This window comes from Corynebacterium kroppenstedtii (assembly GCF_016894245.1).
Taxonomy (GTDB): Bacteria; Actinomycetota; Actinomycetes; order Mycobacteriales; family Mycobacteriaceae; genus Corynebacterium.
The window spans coordinates 2,303,960-2,326,548 of sequence record NZ_CP069792.1 but is presented as its reverse complement, the minus strand read 5'-3'; the positions used below and the strand labels follow the sequence as shown (position 1 = coordinate 2,326,548).

General features: G+C 54.9%; 19 protein-coding genes. All 19 read left to right on the top strand.

What is annotated here, in order from left to right:
* Positions 1–410 precede the first annotated feature (410 nt).
* The 19 genes from mraZ to I6J23_RS09855 all read left to right on the top strand — a co-directional run bounded on the left by mraZ (position 411) and on the right by I6J23_RS09855 (position 22,532).
* On the top strand, positions 411–842 hold the full coding sequence (gene mraZ / locus I6J23_RS09945) for a division/cell wall cluster transcriptional repressor MraZ (RefSeq protein WP_204581923.1): 432 nt from the start codon (positions 411–413) through the stop codon (positions 840–842).
* Between the two features lie 229 nt (positions 843–1,071).
* Positions 1,072–2,244, top strand: a complete 1,173-nt coding sequence (rsmH, locus tag I6J23_RS09940; RefSeq protein WP_204581922.1) for a 16S rRNA (cytosine(1402)-N(4))-methyltransferase RsmH — start codon at positions 1,072–1,074, stop codon at positions 2,242–2,244.
* Complete coding sequence (locus I6J23_RS09935) at positions 2,241–3,140, top strand: hypothetical protein (RefSeq protein WP_204581921.1); 900 nt, start codon at positions 2,241–2,243, stop codon at positions 3,138–3,140. Before rsmH ends, I6J23_RS09935 begins: the two co-directional genes overlap by 4 nt.
* A 208-nt stretch (positions 3,141–3,348) precedes the next feature.
* On the top strand, positions 3,349–5,271 hold the full coding sequence (locus I6J23_RS09930) for a peptidoglycan D,D-transpeptidase FtsI family protein (RefSeq protein WP_204581920.1): 1,923 nt from the start codon (positions 3,349–3,351) through the stop codon (positions 5,269–5,271).
* Between the two features lie 76 nt (positions 5,272–5,347).
* Positions 5,348–6,913 carry a UDP-N-acetylmuramoyl-L-alanyl-D-glutamate--2,6-diaminopimelate ligase gene (locus tag I6J23_RS09925; protein ID WP_204581919.1) on the top strand — a complete coding sequence of 522 codons (1,566 nt, stop codon included), beginning with the start codon at positions 5,348–5,350 and terminating at the stop codon, positions 6,911–6,913.
* 52 nt (positions 6,914–6,965) lie between these two features.
* Complete coding sequence (locus I6J23_RS09920; RefSeq protein ID WP_204581918.1) at positions 6,966–8,480, top strand: UDP-N-acetylmuramoyl-tripeptide--D-alanyl-D-alanine ligase; 1,515 nt, start codon at positions 6,966–6,968, stop codon at positions 8,478–8,480.
* Entirely contained in the window at positions 8,480–9,577 is a 1,098-nt protein-coding gene (mraY, locus tag I6J23_RS09915; protein ID WP_204581917.1) for a phospho-N-acetylmuramoyl-pentapeptide-transferase, read from the top strand. The genes I6J23_RS09920 and mraY overlap by 1 nt, the downstream gene beginning before the upstream one ends.
* Before the next feature lie 122 nt (positions 9,578–9,699).
* Positions 9,700–11,178: a UDP-N-acetylmuramoyl-L-alanine--D-glutamate ligase gene (murD, locus tag I6J23_RS09910; protein ID WP_204581916.1), complete on the top strand. Its 1,479-nt coding sequence runs from the start codon at positions 9,700–9,702 to the stop codon at positions 11,176–11,178.
* Positions 11,175–12,830, top strand: coding sequence for a putative lipid II flippase FtsW (gene ftsW, locus I6J23_RS09905; RefSeq protein WP_239454914.1), 1,656 nt, complete (start codon positions 11,175–11,177; stop codon positions 12,828–12,830). The genes murD and ftsW overlap by 4 nt, the downstream gene beginning before the upstream one ends.
* A 73-nt stretch (positions 12,831–12,903) precedes the next feature.
* On the top strand, positions 12,904–14,007 hold the full coding sequence (gene murG, locus I6J23_RS09900) for an undecaprenyldiphospho-muramoylpentapeptide beta-N-acetylglucosaminyltransferase (RefSeq protein ID WP_204581915.1): 1,104 nt from the start codon (positions 12,904–12,906) through the stop codon (positions 14,005–14,007).
* Positions 14,008–14,115: 108 nt separating this feature from the next.
* Positions 14,116–15,672 (top strand): UDP-N-acetylmuramate--L-alanine ligase, encoded by a 1,557-nt coding sequence (gene murC, locus I6J23_RS09895; protein WP_204583069.1) that lies wholly within the window; start codon positions 14,116–14,118, stop codon positions 15,670–15,672.
* A gap of 41 nt (positions 15,673–15,713) precedes the next feature.
* Positions 15,714–16,556: a cell division protein FtsQ/DivIB gene (locus tag I6J23_RS09890; RefSeq protein WP_204581914.1), complete on the top strand. Its 843-nt coding sequence runs from the start codon at positions 15,714–15,716 to the stop codon at positions 16,554–16,556.
* 236 nt (positions 16,557–16,792) lie between these two features.
* Positions 16,793–18,205 carry a cell division protein FtsZ gene (gene ftsZ / locus I6J23_RS09885; RefSeq protein ID WP_204581913.1) on the top strand — a complete coding sequence of 471 codons (1,413 nt, stop codon included), beginning with the start codon at positions 16,793–16,795 and terminating at the stop codon, positions 18,203–18,205.
* A 163-nt stretch (positions 18,206–18,368) separates the two neighbouring features.
* A complete protein-coding gene (gene pgeF / locus I6J23_RS09880) occupies positions 18,369–19,070 on the top strand; it encodes a peptidoglycan editing factor PgeF (protein ID WP_204583068.1) in 702 nt (233 codons plus the stop codon).
* A gap of 99 nt (positions 19,071–19,169) precedes the next feature.
* Entirely contained in the window at positions 19,170–19,919 is a 750-nt protein-coding gene (locus I6J23_RS09875) for a YggS family pyridoxal phosphate-dependent enzyme (RefSeq protein ID WP_204581912.1), read from the top strand.
* A gap of 40 nt (positions 19,920–19,959) precedes the next feature.
* Positions 19,960–20,472, top strand: coding sequence for a cell division protein SepF (locus I6J23_RS09870; RefSeq protein WP_204581911.1), 513 nt, complete (start codon positions 19,960–19,962; stop codon positions 20,470–20,472).
* A gap of 58 nt (positions 20,473–20,530) precedes the next feature.
* Complete coding sequence (locus tag I6J23_RS09865; protein WP_204581910.1) at positions 20,531–20,836, top strand: YggT family protein; 306 nt, start codon at positions 20,531–20,533, stop codon at positions 20,834–20,836.
* A 342-nt stretch (positions 20,837–21,178) separates the two neighbouring features.
* Positions 21,179–22,231 (top strand): DivIVA domain-containing protein, encoded by a 1,053-nt coding sequence (locus I6J23_RS09860; protein ID WP_204581909.1) that lies wholly within the window; start codon positions 21,179–21,181, stop codon positions 22,229–22,231.
* Positions 22,232–22,337: 106 nt separating this feature from the next.
* Positions 22,338–22,532, top strand: a complete 195-nt coding sequence (locus I6J23_RS09855; protein ID WP_204581908.1) for a hypothetical protein — start codon at positions 22,338–22,340, stop codon at positions 22,530–22,532.
* Positions 22,533–22,589: the final 57 nt, after the last annotated feature.

Here is a 22,589-nt window from a genome sequence, read left to right as displayed (position 1 = left end):
TGGCGACCTTTCCGGCTGCATAGTGTTCTGACCTTAGCGCGGTAGGCCTTCGATGGGGTTGGATGACACCCCGTGACGAAGAGGCGCAATCGGCTTTTTCATCGTCGGATATTTTGCGATTCGATGATGTATTTTCGCACGTCAATGGTAGAAAATGTCATAGCATCGCCAGTTCACTCTGTGGTTGGATGGCGTTGCCATCATGAAAAAAAGCTAAAGATTTGCTGAAAGCGTCGTGCCAATGGTGCGTTGTGGGGCGGAGTGGGTTAAAGTGGGTGCCAATGGCGGACAAGGTAAGTTCGTCGCACTAAATCTGTAGACGACTGTTGTTATTGGCGGCCGGCGCTAATAACGGCAGGGCAATCGACTGGATGTGGGTCGCCGATGTTGAGGGAAGGAGTCCGAAGGTCATGTTCTTCGGTACTTTCACCCCCAAGATGGACGACAAGGGACGCTTGACTCTTCCGGCTAAGTTTCGCGATGAGTTAGCAGAAGGCTTGATGGTGACGAAAGGCCAAGACCATTCTTTAGCCATCTACCCGCGTGACGTGTTCCTCGAACGCGCTCGTAAAGCCGCTGCTGCATCTCGGACTAACCCAGAGGCTCGTGCATTTGTGCGTAACCTAGCGGCCAGCGCGGATGAACAATCCGTTGATGGTCATGGGCGAATAACGATTTCGCCTGATCATCGTCGCTACGCGGGGTTAAGTAAAGAATGCGTCGTGATTGGTTCTGTTGACTTCGTAGAAATCTGGAATGCGGAGTCGTGGAATCAGTATCAAGCCGAACATGAAGAAAGCTACGCCAACGGTGACGATGCTGCTTTCATGGACTTCCTCTAAGAAGTCCTTCATTTTCACCACCCACATGGTCGAACGTCGTGATGATCTACAGCGAGTGTAAGGAATGTTCGCAGGCCTCTGCCCGTTTGGATCCTGATGTACTTCCCCAACACCAGGCACTGAGCGGGTAGGGCCCTGTTTACATTCCTCTTCACGAGCCCATGACGACTGCCCACACTGACAACTCTGACCACCCGTTATTCTGACCGCGACGATGAAAGAGGGGACAATGGCCGACCGCCACATTGGTACACATGGTCACGTTCCCGTCATGTTGGAACGCATGGTTGAGCTCATAGCTCCCACGGTCACAAAATCAGCAGAGAGCTCGGCACCATCGATCATCCTCGACGGCACCCTCGGTGCTGGTGGGCACAGTGAATCTTTCCTCGAGCGTTTCCCGTCGGCAATGGTGATCGGAATCGATCGTGACGGGACAGAACTGTCCCGAACCACTCAGCGGCTTTCCCGATTTCAGGACCGGTTTTATCCAGTACATGCGCGTTTCGATCACTTCGATGAGGCATTACAAGAGGTTGACCATCCGGTTGTCGAGGCTTTCCACGCTCACGGTCTCAGTGCCGGGTTCTTCGATCTTGGTGTGTCGTCGATGCAGTTAGATCAAGTGGATCGGGGTTTTACCTATCGTGACGACGGGCCGCTGGACATGCGGATGGATACGTCGACGGGAAAAACTGCCGCAGATGTCCTTAATACGTATAGCCACGGTGAACTGGCTCGTATCTTAAAAACATATGGGGATGAACGCTTTGCTGGGCCTCTCGCCCGCGCCATTGTTCGTGAGCGTGAGAGAGAACCATGGTCCACGTCGCAGCGGTTAGTGGAACTTATCTACGTAACAATTCCGGCGTCGGCGCGACGTCATGGGGGCCACCCAGCGAAGAGGACCTTTCAGGCTTTGCGCATTGAAGTCAACGCTGAACTGGATGCTCTGCGTAGGGTTATCCCGAAAGTCTGCTCATATCTCCATCTGGGCGGCCGGGCAGTGTTCATGAGCTACCAAAGCCTTGAAGACAAAATTGTAAAAAGGGAACTGGCGGAGCTCACCAAATCGAAGACGCCTCCGGGACTTCCTATCGATCTGCCTAACAGCGCCCCCGATTTTCATTTGGTGACTCGGGGCTCGGAAAAAGCGGGTGAGCAGGAGAATAGTAAGAATCCGCGTGCACATTCGGTCCGCGTACGTGCCGTAGAAAGAACGGGCTACTCGCACGCGAGTGCGCCACCGGGCGGTACCTCGGTAAGAGCTACGGGATCATCCACCACGTATTTAGCTCGAGAGAAATCCCGGCCCGGGGGTCACCGAATGGGAAGAGAACAGATGGTCTCTTCTGGACAACAGAGTATTTCACACCGCGAAGACGTCGAAGGAGAACAATGACTACCTTGACAGGGGCTGGAACGACAGCTCGACGGGCAAGCCACGACCATGACGTCGACACCGCGGGGCGCGCCTCTACGGCGACGATGACGCGGACCACCTCACGTGAACGACGAGCAGAAACACCCGTTCCGTCGCGTCGACAGAAAAATAACTTCCACTCTTCAAGCGCGTCCGTAGCGAAGAAAAAGAGGACGAGTGCTGCGAAGAGAATGGGCTCTCGCCAGGTCATCTCTGTCCGGGGCCGACGCGTCGTGTCCGAAGAACGACGGGTCAAGAGGACCACGATCCAGTTCATCGTCATATGTATCTTGTTTATCGGCCTCGGCGTGGGCGTCACGATGTACCTTTCTGGAGTGACGACGCAGCAGTCGTTCGCTATTCAGAAAGCGAAAGATCAAAAGACAACGCTGGATAACGAGTTGGAAGGACTGCATCGCGACGTCAAGAACGCAAGCTCTAACTCAGAAGTTGCCAAAAAGGCCTCGGAGGACGGCATGGTTGTTCCTGATCAACCAGGAATTATGACCGTCAATCCCGATGGTTCCGTGGTTGAAAATAGGGCCGCCGATCCTTCGAAAACTCACGAAATTCACGACATTAATAGCGGTGCGGATCCCAAAGCGAAGGCCTCGTCGGATCCCGAGAAAACGAAAAATACCTCACGGTCTGCTACGTCTTCTTCCTCGTCAGGCCGTGATAACAACCGACCAGCACAATTGGCTCCGTACCAGGATAATACGGCTGGGGCAGTAGCGGCACAGGGCGATAACCAGGCGGCTAATCAGGGTGAAGGACTTGACCGTGAAGCCCCGTTACCTGCAGACCAGGTGGAAAACACCAACCCAGCGCCGGAAGCCTCACCGGGTGACGATGCTGCCGTGCCGACCCCCTAGGACTATTCGGACATAGTCCGGTTCGCTAATCGTCGCAGGCCAGGTCTGGTGGTGTGAGGTGAACCGGACGTGTCAGGAGGCTTGTGTACTATTTTGCGAGGGCTCTGGATGTGAGCGCGGAACTCCCACCATCGGGTGGTGGCAGTAATCTGTAGAAGATATGTGGTGATCAGGTAAATGAGGCATGAGAAGGGGGACCGGAGAATCCATGAGTAGCAGTTCATCTCGTCGGCCCCGGAATCCCAGAAAAAGCAGCTCTCCTGATGCATCGTTACGCAACAGCATGGCGGGGACGTCGTTAATAACAGGTGCCAAGGCGGCCATGCGGCGCCTCAATCTTCTTCGGGCGATCATCATCGCTTTACTGATCGTCCTTATTTTGCGTTTGGTATGGGTTCAGCTCATCATCGGGCCGAACTTGTCGTCTCAGGCTCAGGAACAGCGTCGGGTAAAAATTGCCGAACCGGCTCGACGCGGGACTATCACGGACGCCAACGGTGAGGATCTTGCCTACACAATGGAATCATCATTGCTGTCTGTGCATCCGAACAAATTGCGCAGCTTCATGGAAAAGCGGCATGAGATCAACCCCGATAGTTATCCAGATCCTGATCAACGTATGAAGGATATTGCCGACGATCTTCCTCGGATGATTGGTGATGACGATAAAGCAGATGATGTGAAGTCAGAGGATATTGAGAAGAAATTAACCTCCGATGACGATTATTCCGTTCTGGTACGAAATGTGGATCCGGATAAAGCGGAGAAAATCGTTAAAAAGTATCCAGAGATCACTGCGGAGCGACAAGACGTCCGCCAGTACCCGAATGGCGCTATCGGTGAAAATGTTCTAGGCAAGATAAGCCAGGATGGATCGGGACAGTTCGGGTTGGAGCTGTCACAAGACTCTGATCTTCAGGGGACGAACGGAAGTTATACCGTCGATATAGCCGCCCAAGGGATGGCAATCCCTGGTTCACGTCGGGACGAACACCCGGCGATCGATGGGGATAGCTACCAGCTGACCTTAGATAACGACATGCAGACCTTCGTGCAGCAGAGCCTGGAACAAGCTAAGGCCAATTCCGGCGCAGAGGACGCTAGCGCGGTGGTTCTTGATGCCAAGTCCGGCCACATCTTGTCCATGGCGACGTCCGGAACGATTGACCCTAATGGGGACATCGAGAAGCAGCTCAAAGAAGGCAAGCAGTTTGGCGATCGGACAATAAGTAACCCCTTTGAACCGGGATCTGTCGGCAAGGTTATTACCGCCGCAGCATCGATCGAGGATAAGAAAACCACGCCCGACGAAGTCCTGCAGGTACCAGGGTCAATTAATGATTCTGGTGTCACTGTCAAGGATGCGTGGGATCACGGAGTCACCCCGTACACCACGACAGGTATTTTCAGTAAGTCGTCCAACGTCGGAACGTTGATGCTTGCGCAGCGGGTTGGGCCAGATTCGTTTGATAATTACCTGAATAAGTTCGGGATCGGACAGGCGACGGGAGTCGAACTGCCCAACGAGACCAGCGGATTTCTGCCTCCGCGCTCCCAGTGGGCAGCCGGTACATTTGCGAACCTCCCCATCGGCCAGGGCTTTTCAACATCCCTCCTTCAGATGGCGAGCATTTACCAAACCATCGCTAATGACGGGGTACGTATTGAACCCCGAATAGTGAAGGGTATTAAAGACCCCGACGGAAACGAAGTATCCACTGACGCTCCAAGCGAAACGAGGGTGGTGAGTGCCCAGACGGCGCGAACAGTCCGCAATATGTTCCGCGGGGTTGTCCAGAACGACGGCGGGAACCAGCAGGGTACCGGTCCCGGCGCGGCCATCGACGGGTATCAAATCGCAGGAAAGACGGGAACAGCCCAACAGGTTGACCCGGACACCGGAGCATATTCCAATTCGAAATACTGGATCACTTTCGCCGGAATCGCTCCGGCTGATGATCCACGTTTCGTCGTTGCCATCATGTTGAATAACCCGGCCCGTGGTGTTCATGGTGAAGGTGGTCAGTCGGCAGCGCCACTGTTCCACGACATCGCTTCGTGGGCGCTTAACCGCTACAACGTCCCACCTTCGAAAGAACCAGGTGACACCCTCTTGTTACAGGCAGGGTAGCTAAAGGTTTCTACTGTCCGAAGCATCGTTTATCGCGTTATCCTTCGCCGTCTACATCGTGATCAAGGAGATTGTCATGGCAACGCTGGAAGAACTTGCGGAAATATCGGGTGGCCGCCTCATGAGGACTGATGACCCGAACCTCGTCGTCACGGATATTGGGCTCAATGCTCAGGCTCTGCCAGAAGGTGGCCTTTTTGCTGGAGTACCCGGACTTCATGTCCATGGAGCGCAATTTGCGGATTCATCATCAGCAGCAGCGGTCTTGACTGATCACGCTGGGGTAGAGAAAGTCACGCGTGACGATTTGCCGATTATCGTCGTTGATGATGTTCGTGCCGTGCTAGGGCTGGTGTCGTCGGCTGTTTATAATCATCCCTCACGCGACTTGACAGTGATTGGAATCACCGGGACAGCAGGTAAAACCACCACGAGCTACATGGTCGAAGCTGCTCTCCTTCATCACGGCATATCAACCGGGCTGATCGGTACCACGGGTACCAGGATTAATGGGGAGAAGGTTCCATCAACTCTCACTACCCCCGAAGCCCCAAACCTTCAATCGCTTTTCGCGATGATGAAAAAGCGAGGTGTGACGCACGTGGTGATGGAGGTTTCCAGCCACGCGATCGCGTTAGGTCGTGTCTTGGGAACTCATTTCTCTGTCGCGGGATTCACTAATTTGTCCCAGGATCACCTTGATTTCCACCCTACGATGGAGGATTATTTCCAGACGAAGGCGCGGCTTTTTAAGGAGGATTCGCCCCTACATGCCGAGCGTGCCGTCGTATGCATTGATGACGCGTGGGGGCAGAGGTTAGCGACGATGCTGCCTCATCCTTTCACAGTATCGACGGTAGCTACGTCGGAACATGACGCATCGCTTCAGCCGGATGTGTGGGCGGGGCCATCCTCAGTCATGGATAACGGTGTTCAGACTGCCGAGCTCTACGGCTTCGGTACGAAGGGGATGACTTTACATATACCGATGCCTGGCCGTTTTAACGTCGCTAATGCGATGTTAGCGCTGGGGCTCCTTGTGAAGACTGGTATGAAAGCTGAGGAGGCAATTGAGGGGCTCTCCACGGTGACCGTCCCCGGCCGGTTAGAACGTATTGATTGTGGCCAGGATTTTATGGCCGTCGTGGACTATGCCCATAAACCTGGGGCGATCGCTGCCGTATTAGATACGCTCCGTGCACATGTGCGGGGCAGGATTGCCATTGTCGTCGGTGCCGGCGGGGATCGGGATCATTCCAAACGTCCCATCATGGGGCGTGAAGCAGCCCTACGCAGTGATCTTGTTGTTGTCACCGATGACAACCCGCGCAGTGAAGATCCAGCTGCCATCAGGCAGCAAGTGGTGGCAGGGGCGAAGGCAGTTGTTGACCGTACGGACGAAAATCCCAACAAAGTAAAAACAGAAGTTTCGGAGCATCGGCCTACCATTCGTGAGATCGGTGATCGCAGGGAAGCGATTCGAGCAGCGATCCAGTGGGCTCAGCCGGGTGACGCAGTTATTGTCGCAGGTAAAGGGCATGAAACTGGTCAATTGATTGGCGATACAACTCACCCATTTGATGATCGGGTCGAAACACGCCGAAGTATCGAAGATAAACTTAATAGCTCGATGGAGAAATAAAAGTAGTTATGTGCCATCACATGTACGGGCGTAGTGAAAGAGGTAGCCAACCATGATTCCCATGACGGCGGGGCGTCTCGCGGATATTACCGGCGGATATCTCGTCAATATTGAACCCGACGCAGTAGTACCGGGGCCCGTCGAGTTCGATTCGAGGAAGATTGCCCCTGGTTCAGTATTTCTGGCGTTGCCGGGAGCTCGAGTCAATGGCCACGATTTCGCCGCCCAAGCTATTAAAGACGGAGCTACTCTCGCCCTGTTATCACGTGATATGGGCGTACCCGCCGTCATCATTCCTCACGTTGAGCACGTGGAGACTAATGCCACTGCGTTGGAATATGACCGGGATGGGGAAGGTGAGGCGGCATTGGCTGCCCTCAGTAAGCTTGCCCACCACACGGTCACTGAATTAGTCGCTCATCACGACCTACGGGTGATCGGTGTGACGGGTTCCGCCGGGAAAACGTCGACAAAGGATATGATTGCGACGATTCTTCGCTCTCAAGGCGAGACGGTGGCACCACCGGGGTCTTTTAATAATGAAATTGGGCACCCTTATACCGCTTTACGATGCACCGAATCGACGCGTTTTTTAGTTGCCGAAATGAGCGCTCGGGGAATTGGCCACATCGCTCACTTAGCACACATTGCGCCTCCGACGATTGGTGCGGTTCTTAATGTTGGTACGGCCCATCTGGGCGAATTTGGATCCCGAGAGGCCATTGCTCAAGCCAAAGGTGAACTCGTCGAGGCTTTGCCGTCGGCAGAGGAAGATGGCGTCGCGATACTCAACGCCGATGATCGTTTGGTTTCAGGGATGGCAGCACGGACCTCGGCTCGGGTGATTACTTTTTCGGTGAGCCCAAGCGAAGACACCGATAACCCGATCGACCGCGACAGTGTGATTGCTACTGATGTGGTGTTAGATAGTTCTGCTCGGGCATCCTTTACCTTGACGATGCCGACGGGGGAGTCTGCTCCCGTGCAGTTACAGGTTTATGGACAACATCAAGTTGCGAATGCTCTCGCAGCTGCAGCCGTGGGATGTGCTGTCGGCATACCCGTGGATAAGATCGCCACCGCGTTGTCGCACCATACTGCGGCGAGTGCAAATCGGATGGATGTACGCAACCGGCGTGACGGAGTAACGATCATCAACGATTCGTACAACGCAAACCCCGACTCGATGCGGGCCGGAATCGCCGCATTGGCGTCCACTGTCCGGGCGCGGGAGAATGTTCAATCTTGGGCAGTCTTAGGCCAGATGGGGGAATTGGGAGCCTCCGCCACCGACGAACACTACTCGATCGGTGAAGAACTGGGCCGGTACCAGATTAATCACGTTGTTGTCGTCGGGAATGGTGTTAACCAGCGAGCTTTAGCCCACGGGGCTAAGGAGTCGGGTGTTGATGTCACCCATGTGGACGACGTCGACGCGGCTGTCGATAATGTGTGGTCGTCAGTTCGTCCGGGCGATGTTGTCCTCATCAAGGCTTCATACTCAGATGGACTGTGGAGAGTCGCGGAAGGGCTGTTGTCTGGTCAGGATGAAGGGAACGGAGAGTAATGGTTCATATCATCATCGGCGGCGCCGTTTCTTTTATTATTGCAATCCTTTTTACCCCGATCTTGATTCGTCGCTTTTCCGACGAAGGCCTGGGGCAGGAGATCCGTGAGGAGGGTCCACGATCGCATTTGCGCAAGCGTGGCACTCCCACGATGGGTGGTATCGCCATCATCGTCGCCATCGTGGGTGGGTATTTTCTTGCGCACCTCGCCTCTGTGTTTACCCCGTCGAGCTACAAGCCCACAGCATCAGGCCTATTAGTTCTCGGCCTGACAGTGGGAATGGGGTTCCTTGGCTTCCTCGATGACTACATCAAGCTGGCGAAGGCGCGGAATCTTGGCCTGAATAAAAAAGGAAAGCTGCTCGGTCAAGCCATTCTCGCCATCGGTTTCGGCGTGCTGTGTCTCTTGTTCCTCAATGAGCACGGTCTGAAACCTGCCTCGACGAAGCTATCCTTCGTCCGTGATATCGATACCTTTGATATCGCAATTGGCGGTGGCATCATTGGAACCCTCATATTCTTGTTATTCATCTACATTTTGGTCACTGCCTGGTCAAATGCTGTGAACCTTACCGACGGCCTCGATGGTCTCGCTGCAGGGACAACTGCGATCGTGATGGCCGCGTACTCCATCATGACCTTTTGGCAATTCCGTAACTCGTGTGCCTCTAACGCTTCGGTCGCGTGCTACCAGGTGAGAGACCCCTTAGACCTCTCCATTTTGGCAGCATGCGGTTTGGGTGCGTGTCTCGGTTTTCTGTGGTGGAATGCGGCCCCGGCAAAAATTTTCATGGGCGACACCGGTTCTTTGGCCTTGGGCGGACTCGTTGCCGGTTTATCGGTGACATCACGAACTGAATTGCTAATGATCGTTATCGGCGCTCTGTTCGTCGCTGAAACGATCTCAGTTGTTATTCAAGTTGTCAGTTTTCGTTCAACAGGTAAACGGCCATTCCGTATGGCGCCCATCCATCACCATTTCGAAAATGGAGGATGGGCTGAAACGACCGTGGTCGTCCGCTTCTGGCTGCTCACAGCGATGTTCGCCGTCGCTGGAGTGAGTATGTTCTACGCTGACTGGTTAGGGTGGACCTAACAAAACCGAGCAGCTAGCTATTTTCTCGCTAGTACCTGAAGTGGATTCACCAGCGCTACTATCCGCAGCCACGTCACCGTCTACACCGAGCCCGAGACCCCGTACGGAAAGAGAACATCATTATGTCTCACGTCCAGACATCATCGTCATATCTTCCTCAACCTGGAGGTCCAGTGTGGATCGCTGGCGCTGGAGTATCGGGCCGAGGCGCAGCTGACATAGCCACACAACTCGGATGGTCGGTGTGCATCATCGATAGTAATTTCGCTGCAGCTAGTGAGCTTGCAGACCGGCACGGGGGATCCGCGATGACCGTCGAGGAGGCTCATTCTCATCTCGACGAAGCATCGCTGATTGTGACATCTCCGGGATGGCGCCCCGACACTCCCTTGCTACACGACGCGCAGGCGCAGGGAATCCCGGTAATCGGTGATGTTGAACTGGCGTGGTGTGCCGATCGTGATGGTCGTTTTGGACAACCACGTACCTGGTTAGCCGTAACCGGGACGAATGGTAAAACAACAGCCACGTCGATGCTTGCATCGATGATGGCCGAATCGGGGGCAGCTGCTGAGGCAGTGGGGAACATCGGGGTAGCAGTAGGGACCGCGTTAACACAGACTCCACGGGTCAGCGTCATGGTCGCCGAACTCTCTAGTTTCCAGCTTCACTGGTCGCCGACACTCACCCCCGATGCCGGTGTCGTCCTCAATCTTGCAGAAGACCATATCGACTGGCATGGCTCGATGGACGCTTACGCAGCAGATAAAGCGCGTGTGTATCGAGGGCCAGTCATCGTCGTCAATGCATACGATGAGCGTGTGTGTCGCGAGGCTGAGCGGTACATGGAGCTTTCGCCAACATCTCCTTTCAACGGTGATAGCCCGACCCGTCGCGTTATCGAATTTACGATGGGGAAACCCCGCGCAGGGCAAGTTGGGGTGGTCGATGGCAGGATCATTGACCGGGCGAGCGTTCCGGCTCAATCAGAGGGGGTGGATATCGCGGATGCAACGAGAATTTCTCCCCCTGGTCCGGCTGGCGTCGCGGATGCGCTCGCGGCCACGGCTATCGCCAGGTCACAGGGCGTTAAGCCAGAGGCAATCGCACGAGCGTTGTCTTCCTTCGTGGTGGAAAAACACCGTGGACAAGTCGTTTATGAAGCTGGAGATATCCGATGGATCGACAACTCTAAGGCCACCAATCCCCACGCGACGGACGCAGCTTTAAGTGCTGTGGAGTCATGTGTGTGGATTGCAGGTGGGCAGCTCAAAGGCGCCCAGATTGATGATCTCATTCACAAGAATGCTGACCGTATTTCGGCTGCGGTTGTTTTGGGGCAGGATAGAGAGATCATTCGCCAGAGTCTCGCTACCATTCATCCCCGCATTCCTTTGACCGTCATTACGTCGACCGATCCAGTGATCGCGATGAATGAAGCCGTTCAGGCAGCATCCCGGTTGGCACAACCCGGTGACACGGTGCTCCTTGCGCCCGCTGCCGCTAGCTTGGACATGTACACGGGGATGAGCCAGCGTGGTGACCTCTTCGCCGAAGCTGCTCGTCGTTACGGGCGCGGTACAGAAGGACAGGGATCGTGACAGTGAAATCTGACCAAGGAACGAGGTCCCGCCGTGCGCGATCATGGTGGGAAGGAGTCGTCGGCAAAATTGATGCTGCGACATCAACACCGAAGTTTGATTACTACATCCTTGCCGCAATAACAGCGATCCTAACTGGGTTGGGACTCTTGATGGTGCTGTCCAGTTCGATGGCATCATCGCTGGCAGATTCCAACAGCGTGTGGACGGATTTCTTCAAACAAGCCGGGATGGTCGTGGTTGGCCTCGTCGGTCTGTACTTCGCCATCCGGATGTCCCCAGCCACCATTAAGAAAATTTCGCCCTGGGTTATGGGACTTGCGGTCATGTTACTGATCTTGGTTCTGATTCCAGGATTGGGAACTGGACTTCAGCAGATGGGATCCCAATCATGGCTCGTCTTGGGTCCTATCACCATTCAGCCGTCAGAGGTCGCTAAGCTAGCCATCGCGGTGTGGGGTTCTGCAGTTCTGTCCGAGAGGGCGCTATACGCACGGTCGATCCGCGAGGTCCTCGGGTTTTTCACTGCAATAGTCGTGCTCGTCATTGTTCTCGTCGCCCTTGAGCGTGATCTCGGCATGGTTGTCTCGGTCATGATCGTTTTCCTAGCTCTAGCCTGGTTTGTGGGCGTTCCCAAGTGGGTCACGACGACGATTATCGCCGGCGGTTTGGGTCTCGCTGTTATTCTGACTTTGACGGCCGGGTATCGGTCGAATCGCGTCGAAGTGTTTAGAGAAACCCTGTTCGGTAAGTTCCCGAATACACAAGGCACGGCGTACCAGAGTTACCAGGGATTTTTATCTTTGGGCGACGGCTCTTTTCTGGGGCAAGGGTTAGGGCAATCGCGTGCCAAGTGGTTTTATCTCCCCGAGGCGAAAAACGACTTCATCTTTGCCGTCGTTGGTGAAGAAATGGGCTTTCTCGGTGCCAGCATCGTCATTCTTCTCTTCGCTCTCTTGGGTTGGGTAGGAATGCGCATTGCTTTGAACCAGGCGGATCCTTTTTTGCGTCTCATGGCTGCGACAGTCACCACAGGGATTGTGATTCAGGCGTTTATCAACATCGGTTACGTGACGGGGCTCCTTCCCGTCACCGGTATTCAGTTGCCGTTGATTTCGTCAGGCGGAACGTCGGCCATTATCACACTCGTATCGATGGGGCTGCTTCTCAATTGCGCTCGGCATGAGCCGGAGACAGTGTCGTCGATGCAGACCTACGGCCGCCCCGTCGTCGACAAATTACTAGGATTCCCGGAACCCCGTGCCTTCGACCCCGCAACGCTGCGTCGAGGCCCGTGGCTTGACGAAGACGATCCACGAGCTCGGAATGGTCACGGGTCGCGGAAGACTATTGGGACGCGTGGGAAATCCAACGGCCGTCCGGGGTCATCTCGACGAGGTTCACTCTCTGATAGGCACCACGAGGTTCAGAGGTTCGGAGAGCCAGTGACTCGTCGGAACGGAGTTCCCCGTAGTCGACGTACTGGAGGAAATAGGCAGCCAAGCTCGGGATCCGCGACCCAACGAAGGGAACGGGCCCATGACCGTGAGCCTCGTCGGCGGTCCCGAGACGGCAGTCGGCGTACGTATCAATCTGATTATGGTACGACGAATGGTTCCTTTGGACCGTTCGACGACGGGACTCGTCGTTAATATGAATGAGGCACGTTTTTAAGGCACAAATAAGGCTACGTCGATGATGTAGCGCTATTCCTGAGGTGGGTGTATGAAGAGGTCACAGGATACGGACGGAGAGCTCTCCGTTGTTGTTGCTGGTGGTGGCACTGCCGGTCATATCGAGCCCGCGATGGCAGTTGCCGACGCGGTTCGTCGCAGTGTGCCCTCTGCACGGATCACAGCATTAGGGACGACGAAGGGGCTCGAAGGAACTCTGGTCCCCGAACGTGGTTATGACCTGCGGCTGATTGACCCAGTACCAATCCCACGCAAAGTTAATAAAGCACTTTTTTCTGTTCCACACCGTGTACGTCGGGCGGTCAACCAAACAAAAGACATTTTGCGCGATGTCAACGCCGACGTTCTTATCGGGTTCGGTGGCTATGTCTCGGCCCCCGCGTATCTCGCGGCCAAATCCCTCCACATCCCATTTTTCGTGCATGAGGCGAACGCGCGAGCCGGTATGGCCAATAAGCTGGGAATTCGCTTAGGGGGACGTGGCTTAGCCGCCGTTGAAGGGTCAGGTATTTCCGCGGAGATCGTGGGGATCCCGGTCCGATCAGAGATCAGCTCGCTCGATCGGTCAGGACTCCGAGCCGAAGCCCGTGAGTATTTCGGTTTGGATCCCGACGCGCCAGTGTTGCTGGTCACAGGCGGTTCCCAGGGGGCACGGTCCATCAATAACGCGGTCTCCGGCGCATCACGCGAACTCGGGGAGGCAGGGGTGTCGGTACTCCACGCCTATGGGAAGAAAAACTCAATAGACGTTGATCGCCAGGACGGAACCCCGCCCTATATCGGCGTCCCCTATATCTCGCGGATGGATTTGGCATTGAGCGCGGCAGATATGATTCTCTGCCGGTCCGGCGCAATGACCGTCGCAGAAGTGTCCGCTGTCGGACTTCCGGCCGTGTATGTGCCACTCCCGCATGGCAATGGTGAGCAGGCGTTGAACGCCCAGCCCATCGTGGACAATTCCGGGGCCATACTCATTAACGACGACGGCCTCACCAGCCAGACCATCGTCGACAAGGTGATTCCCATGATCACGAACCCTGATGTCTTAACGGTGATGGCGGAACAAACGGCCAAAAGCAGCCACCCCGATGCCGCCGATGAGATAGCTCAACGCGTTATTGCAGCGGCTCGATGACGCCCATGCAGCTGTTTCCTCATTACCTGTTCACAGCCAAGGAGCAAAGTAGTGGCACATAACGACGAATCTACCGGGCACACGAAGGGCGCTGAGCACACCATGCGTATGGAGCGTCATGCTCGCCGTGTCAATCCGGCACATGCAATAACCCCTGATGAACTCCGACATGTCCATATGGTGGGCATCGGTGGTGTGGGCATGTCCGGAGTGGCCCGAATCTTGTTAGACCGCGGATATACGGTCACCGGGTCGGACATGAAAGACTCGCTCACCATCCTGGCTTTACGAGCCGCCGGAGCCGTGATTGCCACGGAACATAAGGCGGAGAACCTGGACTTGACGGGCGATACGCCGACATGTGTGGTGACCTCGTTTGCTGCTATTCCCCAGGACAATCCGGAACTGGTGAGCGCTCGTGAACGCGGAATCCCCGTGGTCACGCGGTCCGACGTTTTAGGCGCACTTCTGCTCGACCACGTCTCCTTACTCATCGCCGGAACACATGGAAAAACGTCGACGACCTCGCTGGCAGTGATTGCGCTGCAACAGGCAGGTATGGATCCCAGTTTCGCTGTAGGTGGGCAGCTTTCCACGACCGGCACGAATGCGCACCATGGCACGGGGTCAGTGTTCGTCGCTGAAGCAGACGAATCTGATGCGTCGTTACTGACCTATTCACCCAGTGTTGCGGTGGTGACCAATATCGAGGCTGATCACCTTGACTTTTATGGTTCCGAAGAATCGTATATTCATGTTTTCGATGAGTTTGCGGACCGCATCATCGACGGTGGGTATTTGGTCGTCTGCGTAGATGACCCCCACGCTGCGGCGCTTGGTGAGCGGCTTGTGCAGCGGGGCAACAGAATAAGCGTTGTTGGTTATGGAACGGCAGACGCGTTTACACGCCATCCATCGATCCCGCGGGGTGCGGAAATTACCGATATCACCCCGAAGCCTGACCGCACGGATGCGCTGATCCGTATCTCCCTGCCGGCACATGCGTCGACCGACAACTCAGCTGGCGAGCCGAACGAGGTAGATACGAGCACTCACCGCGTTGAGATGCATATCCCCGGAAAACACATGGTTCTCAATGCTGTAGCTGCGATTGTGTCGTCCATTCTGGTCGGAGCTGCACCTGAGCGTGCTGTGAGTGGTGTAAATGGCTTCCAGGGCGTTCGCCGTCGATTCGAATCACACGGGACCATTCCGCACGGTTATTACGAGGGAGCGTCTGTTTACGACGATTACGCGCATCACCCGACCGAAGTACGGGCCGTTTTGACCGCAGCGCGGGAAAAGATTCAGGCAATGGATTCGGTGGCGGGTCACCAGCGCAGAGTGATTGTTGTCTTCCAACCCCACATGTATTCCCGAACAGAGGAATTCGCTTCGGAATTTGCTGAGGCTTTGTCCCTCGCCGACGAGGCCATCGTGATGGACATTTATGGTGCCCGTGAGAAGCCACTACCTGGAGTGACGAGTGACCTTATCATCGACCAGATGACTATTCCGACGCACGCCGCGCATCGAGTCGATGAAATTCCTCGCATGGTCAGCGGTATCGCTGGGCCGGGGGACATCATTTTGACTATGGGAGCAGGAACGGTGACTATGCTGGCAGATCCAATTGTTGCGGCATTGAATGAACCGGTGCAGTAGGTTAAAACGTGACCTGGGTGAGAGGTAAGTAGGAAAAACTAGTGAGAGGCTCACGAAAAGCGTCGCGTAAAAACGCTGGCGCTAAAGGCAGACAGCCGGGGCGCAGCGTACCCACCGACAACTTTGGTTACTCCGTCGACTCCGACGAAGAGAGAGAGCACTCACGTGTCATTCACTCCGGTGGCCGTAAAGAATCGCAGGGTGAGAGCCGCCGCCGACGTCGACGCCGGATGTGGGGAGTCGCTCTCATCGTTGTGCTCGTCGTTGTCGTTGGCGCGGTGGTTCTCCGGACCGCTCCGATCCTGACCGTGTCGTCATTTTCCGTCAAAGGTAATGAACAGACGTCGAAAGAGGACATCATTGCTGCGTCAGGAATTCATAAGGGCCAAAACATGACCCACATTGATACTCATTCTGCAGCGTCACACGTTGTCGGGTTGCCGTGGGTTACTCAGGCTACGGTGGAGCGCTCCTGGCCACGGACGATCTCGATTTCGGTGAAAGAAGCAACCGTCGCGTTTTATGTGGATGGTGATGGAGATCATCTTTTCGATGATAACGGGCGAGAGCTCGACGTTTCTCCGCATCCGGACGGAGCATTGAAGCTGGATGGAGACGCTTCCCCCGATGAGGAGATCGCGCGTGCGGTCGCGAAAGTCGCGCAGGCCATTCACGAGCACGCGCCGGGCATCGTCGGCGATATTGACCATATTGATGCTCAGAATGAAAATAATATTTCGTTAGTTTTCAAAGACGAGAAAACAGTGAAATGGGGAACGAGTAATAATGCGTCGTCTAAAGCAGAAGCGACGAAGGCTGTGCTTCAGCGAGAAGGACGTGTATGGGATGTTTCCAACCCGGCTCAGGTCTCAGTCAAGGAATAGTGTGAACCATAACTGCAGGTAAAGCCTAAAGTTGAGGTTTAGACTTGCGACACGCCGAATGGATTAGTCACCACGTGTTTGGTCTGTTCACAAGCATTATAGAAACGTAAAAAATAAAATTCTTTGCTACGGGCCGCTGCGCCTCTGCAATAAAGGTGGCAACATCCTGTAGTCTTTGCGCAGACCGTACAGTTCGATAGCGATAGATCGTGTAACGAAAGGCGAGCCCTACAACCATGACGACATCGGATAACTACCTCGCCATCATCAAAGTGGTTGGCGTTGGCGGCGGCGGCGTCAACGCTGTCAATCGCATGATTGAAGATGGCCTCAAGGGAGTCGAGTTCATCGCCGTGAACACCGACTCTCAGGCGCTCATGTTCACTGACGCGGACGTCAAGCTCGATATCGGCCGCGAAGCTACCCGTGGCCTGGGGGCTGGTGCCAACCCTGAGGTAGGCCGGAAGTCTGCCGAGGATCATCGTGACCAGATTGAATCCACCCTGCAAGGGGCAGATATGGTCTTCGTTACCGCAGGTGAAGGTGGTGGAACCGGAACGGGCGCTGCCCCAGTGGTCGCTAGCATCGCGAAGAAGCAAGGTGCTTTGACTGTCGGCGTTGTGACCCGTCCGTTTACCTTCGAAGGGCCGCGTCGTACGAAGCAGGCTCTTGAGGGCATCGAAGCCCTTCGTGAAGTGTGTGACACGTTAATCGTCATCCCGAATGACCGCTTGCTTCAGATGGGTGACAAGAACGTCTCGATGATGGAGGCCTTCCGGCAGGCTGACGAAGTTCTCCACAATGGCGTCCGAGGCATCACCGACCTGATTACCACCCCGGGTGTCATTAACGTTGACTTTGCCGATGTTCGCTCGGTCATGTCGGATGCCGGTTCAGCTTTGATGGGTATCGGTGCTGCTCGTGGTGAAGGGCGAGCCGCTCAAGCTACCGAACTGGCCATTAGCTCCCCTCTGTTGGAAAACACCATGGAGGGCGCCCACGGCGTCTTGTTATCCTTCGCAGGCGGCTCCGACATCGGCCTCTTCGAGGTCAATGATGCAGCCAACGTCGTTGCCAATCTAGCCTCTGATGACGCCAACATCATTTTCGGAACGATTATCGACGAAAACCTCGGCGATGAAGTTCGAGTCACTGTGATCGCTACTGGGTTTGACGACAGCACCGAGCAATCAAGCGGTGCGCATGCGGCGCAGCCGGCGAATTCTCAAGCGACACCTGCACCGCGGGAATCTACTGCGCGTGACGTCTTCTCGGGTCAGCCGGCTAGCGCCTCATCGTCGGATTCTGCGGGCGCTCGTGAGCAGATGACGTCCTCCTTCCAGCGCCGTGAGCATAGCTCTGCGGATCGCGGTTTCGGAGCTTCCTCCGGATCACAACCGATTGGTGGCTCAGGGGAGAGCGGTTCCAGGCAGACTTATGCCCAGTCAGATGGATCCACTGGGCGTTCCCAGAGCAGCGGTGGATCCTACCAGTCAGAGGCGAACCGAGGGCTTTTCACCTCCGGTAGCCGGCATAGTTTCTCTGAGGAACAATCCGATCCGCAGCGTGGTGGGGCGCAGCTGCACGGGAATGATTCCCGTAACAATTATGACGACGATGATGACGATCTGGATTTGCCCTTCTCCTAAGGAACTAAGTCTGTAGAAACGGTGTCTCTCCAACGGGGCTGTGTCGTCTTGGCCCTTCAGACGTCGGTTATGCAGTTGAAGAATTCGGACCACTGTGAAGAAACGGAAGGGTGGCGTGACGATTAATAATCCCACTCCAGAACCCCGTCGTGTTCGCAAAGTCATGACTACGCGAGCCGGCGGGGTTTCCCGTGCCCCCTATGAGTCATTTAACCTAGGCGATCATGTCGGCGATGATCCAGCTGCCGTTGCGGAGAATCGCAAGCACCTTGCCCGGGTTTTAGATCTTCCCGCGGATCGTGTTCTCTACATGGAGCAGATTCATTCTCCAACGGTCACCGTCGTTAATAGTTCGATGACAAGCCCAATTGAAGCAACAGATGCGATGGTCACGACTGAACCTGACTTAGCCCTAGTTGTGCTTACTGCGGACTGTGTACCGTTGCTCTTATCCGATGACGTATCCGGCATTGTTGCAGCCGTTCATGCGGGTCGATTGGGTGCGCGCAACGGAATTGTTCGAGCGACGGTGGAAACGATGATCCGCTGTGGAGCCAAGCCGTCACATATGCATGCACTGATGGGTGCGGCCGCGTCCGGAGAGCGATACGAAGTGCCCGCTGATATGGTCCGTGATGTAGAGCAGCACCTTCCTGGGTCCTCGAGCACTACGCAGTGGGGAACTTCGAGCCTTGATTTACGACGAGGGCTGGTTCGTCAACTGATGAGTATGGGTGTGACGGCGATTGATGCGGATCCCCGGTGCACCATTAGTGAGGATGCAACGTTCTTTTCGTATAGGCGCGATGGCAAGACAGGTAGGCAAGCTGCTGCAGTATGGATGCCTTCGGAGGCATGGGCATAAGTCCGCATCGCTGTCGCTGACAAGTACTTAAGCGACTGACAACCGACTACGCAGCTGGCAGGCAAGTAATGTGAGGAGCAGGGAAGGAATGGGCTGGTGATGGCTACCTACGAGGAACGAAAAGCGGAGTTGTCGTCCCGCCTTGACGAGGTATCTCGGCGCATTGCACGCGCGGCTGAATCAGTAGGGCGAGATCCCAGAGAAATTGAGTTACTGCCGGTAACAAAGTTCCATCCCTATGAAGACCTCCAGGCGTTAGCAGAATGTGGAGTAACCGTGGTGGGCGAAAACCGTGAGCAAGAAGCTCGTGATAAAGCCCACCGGCTCCATGAAGCTGGGGTGAGCCTTCGTATCGACATGATCGGGCAGGTGCAGTCAAAGAAGACAAACCACATTGCACGGTGGGCCCATCGGGTTCATACTGTTGACCGCCTAAAAATTGTTCATGGTCTCGATAACGGTATGGAGCGTGCTCTGGACGCCGGTGACCGTGTAAGTACTGAGCGCGATAGTGATGATCAGCTGCCAGTTTTTATTCAATGGAGTGCCGACGGTGATCCGTCGCGAGGAGGAGCGAGCGAAGATGAACTCGATTCCCTCGCTGATGCTGTCAATTCGTCGCACTATCTCACCCTGGAGGGGCTGATGGTGGTCCCGCCCCGGGATGATGATTCAGCGCAGGTCTTTTCCCGCGCTGCTGAATTATCTGATGCCATTCTCCACAAGCATGGAGGTCGCGGTGGTTTGTCGGCCGGGATGTCGGGCGACTTAGAAAATGCGATTGCTGCTGGATCAACAGTTGTGCGTGTCGGAACAGCTATTCTTGGCTCTAGGCCAGTAACTTTGTGAGCATATCAACGGAGGAAGGACTCTTACTATGGCCGGCTCAATGGATAAAATAAAAGAATTCTTCGGCCTTCAGCCTGTAGAAGACTATAAACGCGATAGCTATTATGACGATGATTACGAGGACTATGACGATTACGATGATCGCCCAGTAGAGCGTGAGCGTCATGTCGACTCTTATTCCCGCGACTCTTATGGTTACCGCTCGGGAAGTAGCTATGGTGGATCCCGTTATTATTCTTCGTCGACGCCGGAATCCCGGGGGTCGACGGCAGAGACGTCTCGTGAGCCCGAGATTGTGCGGATAACCCTGGCCTCGTTCCGGCAAGCCCGCCAAATTGGGGAAGCGTTCCGCAATGGCGACATCGTCGTTTATGACGTGTCAGCGATGGAAAAGTCCCAGGCGCAGCGTGTGGCTGATTTCGCTGCGGGGATTCAGATTGCGCTTGACGCGAGGACGGAAAAACTGACTCCACGCAAGTTCGCCCTCATACCTAAAGGAGTCAGGTTGGATGACGAGCAGAAAGAGCAGCTGAAAGAGCCCGACTCTCTCTAAACACCGGTCGTCCGGTACGCTGTATCGAAATTATTTGTTAATGCGGTAAAGGACACGTGTGACTGCTCTTTCGCTCACTATTTATACGATCGCGCGAATTTACTCTTTCATCCTGGTTGTCAGGATCGTCGTTGAGATGATCGCGAGCTTCTCCCGGTCTTGGCGGCCCCCACGGTGGTTTGCCCTGGTTGCAGAGCCTTTCTTTGTTGTCACGGATCCGCCGGTCAAAGCTCTGAGAAAACTCATTCCTCCCCTCAACCTTGGGGGTGGTGTGGGCCTTGACTTATCAGTCCTCGTGTTGTTCTTCGCGCTAGAAGTAATTGCGATGATATTCCGACCGACTGGCGTGTTCGGCCTGTACTAATCTCGCGCTAATGGTCTGCTTTCGTTAAAGTGGCGAAAAAATTGGGGCACTTGATACGCTATATGAGCTATAGTGCGGTAGACTAACGACGTTAATCGAATATTTTGGGCTCGCAGTAGATAGCAACGGCTGATCGGTAGTAGTTAATAGCTGCTGAGATTGCCGGGGTTGTTGTGATCAGAGCATTTCTCGGCGATGTAACGTGTAAAGCGTTATCAATGAAGTTAAAGTAGATCTGACAACTGCGTGTCCAGAGACAGATAGAAACTCGGGACGGTATCCGAGTCCACCGGGTGAGGTGGACGGTGGTTGGCGTTCCGTATGAAAGTGAAGGGAATTTCCATGCAGCTGACTCCCGCTGATGTGCATAATGTAGCGTTCAGCAAGCCGCCGATCGGCAAGCGTGGCTACAACGAGGATGAGGTTGACCAGTTCCTCGACCTTGTCGAAGACACTCTCAGTGAGCTGCTTGATGAAAACTCTGAACTCAAGAGTGCCGTAGAAAGCAACTCGACAGAGTCTCGCGATGCTGCCTCATCGTCTGCAGCATCGGCACCAAGTGCTGGGGCCTCGGTCGATGAGGGCGCCCTCCGTGCGGAGATTGAAAGCCAGGTTCGCAGTGAACTGGAACAGTCGCTCCGCCGAGACATTGAGCAGAAAGTTCGCCAGAACCTCGAAGCTGAGTACGAAGCACGATTGGTTGAGGCTCGCAAACAGGCCGAGGCAGATGCTCGCTCCCGCTTTGAGTCTGAAAAGCAAAGCCAGCCGCAACAACCTGCACAGGCTGCGTCGTCGGTTCCCGGTACCGATAGTGAGACCGGCGAGGCCACCGCAGAGACTCACATGCAGGCAGCACGCGTCTTGAGCTTGGCCCAAGAGATGGCGGATCGTCTGACCAATGACGCTCGTCAGGAATCTCAGTCGATGCTGGACGAGGCTCGTACCGCAGCTAACAAGACTATTTCCGACGCTGACGAGTCCTCGAAGCGCACGCTGGCAGATGCGGAATCCCGGTCTACAAGCCAGCTCAATGATGCTAAGCAGAAGTCGGATTCCATGATCGCCGAAGCTCGCCAGAAGTCCGAGTCCATGGTGGCAGATGCTAAACAGAAGTCGGAGACGATGATTTCCGATGCCACCGCACAATCGGAGGCTCAGGTTCGGTCGGCTCAGGAAAAGGCAGATCAGCTGCGTAGCGACGCAGAGCGTAAGCACGCCGAGATCATGACCACTGTGAAGAAGCAGCAGGAAGCTCTGGAAGCTCGTATTGAAGAGCTCCGCACCTTCGAACGCGAATACCGTACTCGCTTGAAGACCTTCCTCGAATCTCAGTTGGAGGATTTGAACTCACGTGGTTCTGCGGCACCCGCTGGCCAGCTCGAGTCCAATGACTAAATAATTCCCGTCGTTTCGTCGACCCACTGCGGGATAGTGTCTCGCGGTGGGTTTACTTTTGTCTTATTTGGATTTGCTAGGCTGGTGACAAACAAAGGATGTGGTTATGACCGTATTAGCTCTGCTTCTAGCTGTTGTGGCTTTTGCCTTCCTTATTGTTGCCTTGGTATTGGCATCAAAAGCATGGGCAATAGCCTGCATCGTGGTGGGAGCTATAGGAGTTCTTATCGTCATCATCGATATCATCGTTAAACGAAAAGAACGTGTTAGGAAGAGCGGTCAATCCGCGAATAGGGAATAACGAACATGAGTTCCCTGTTAAATTTTTAGCATCATCGATAATCCCGTATAGTTTTGT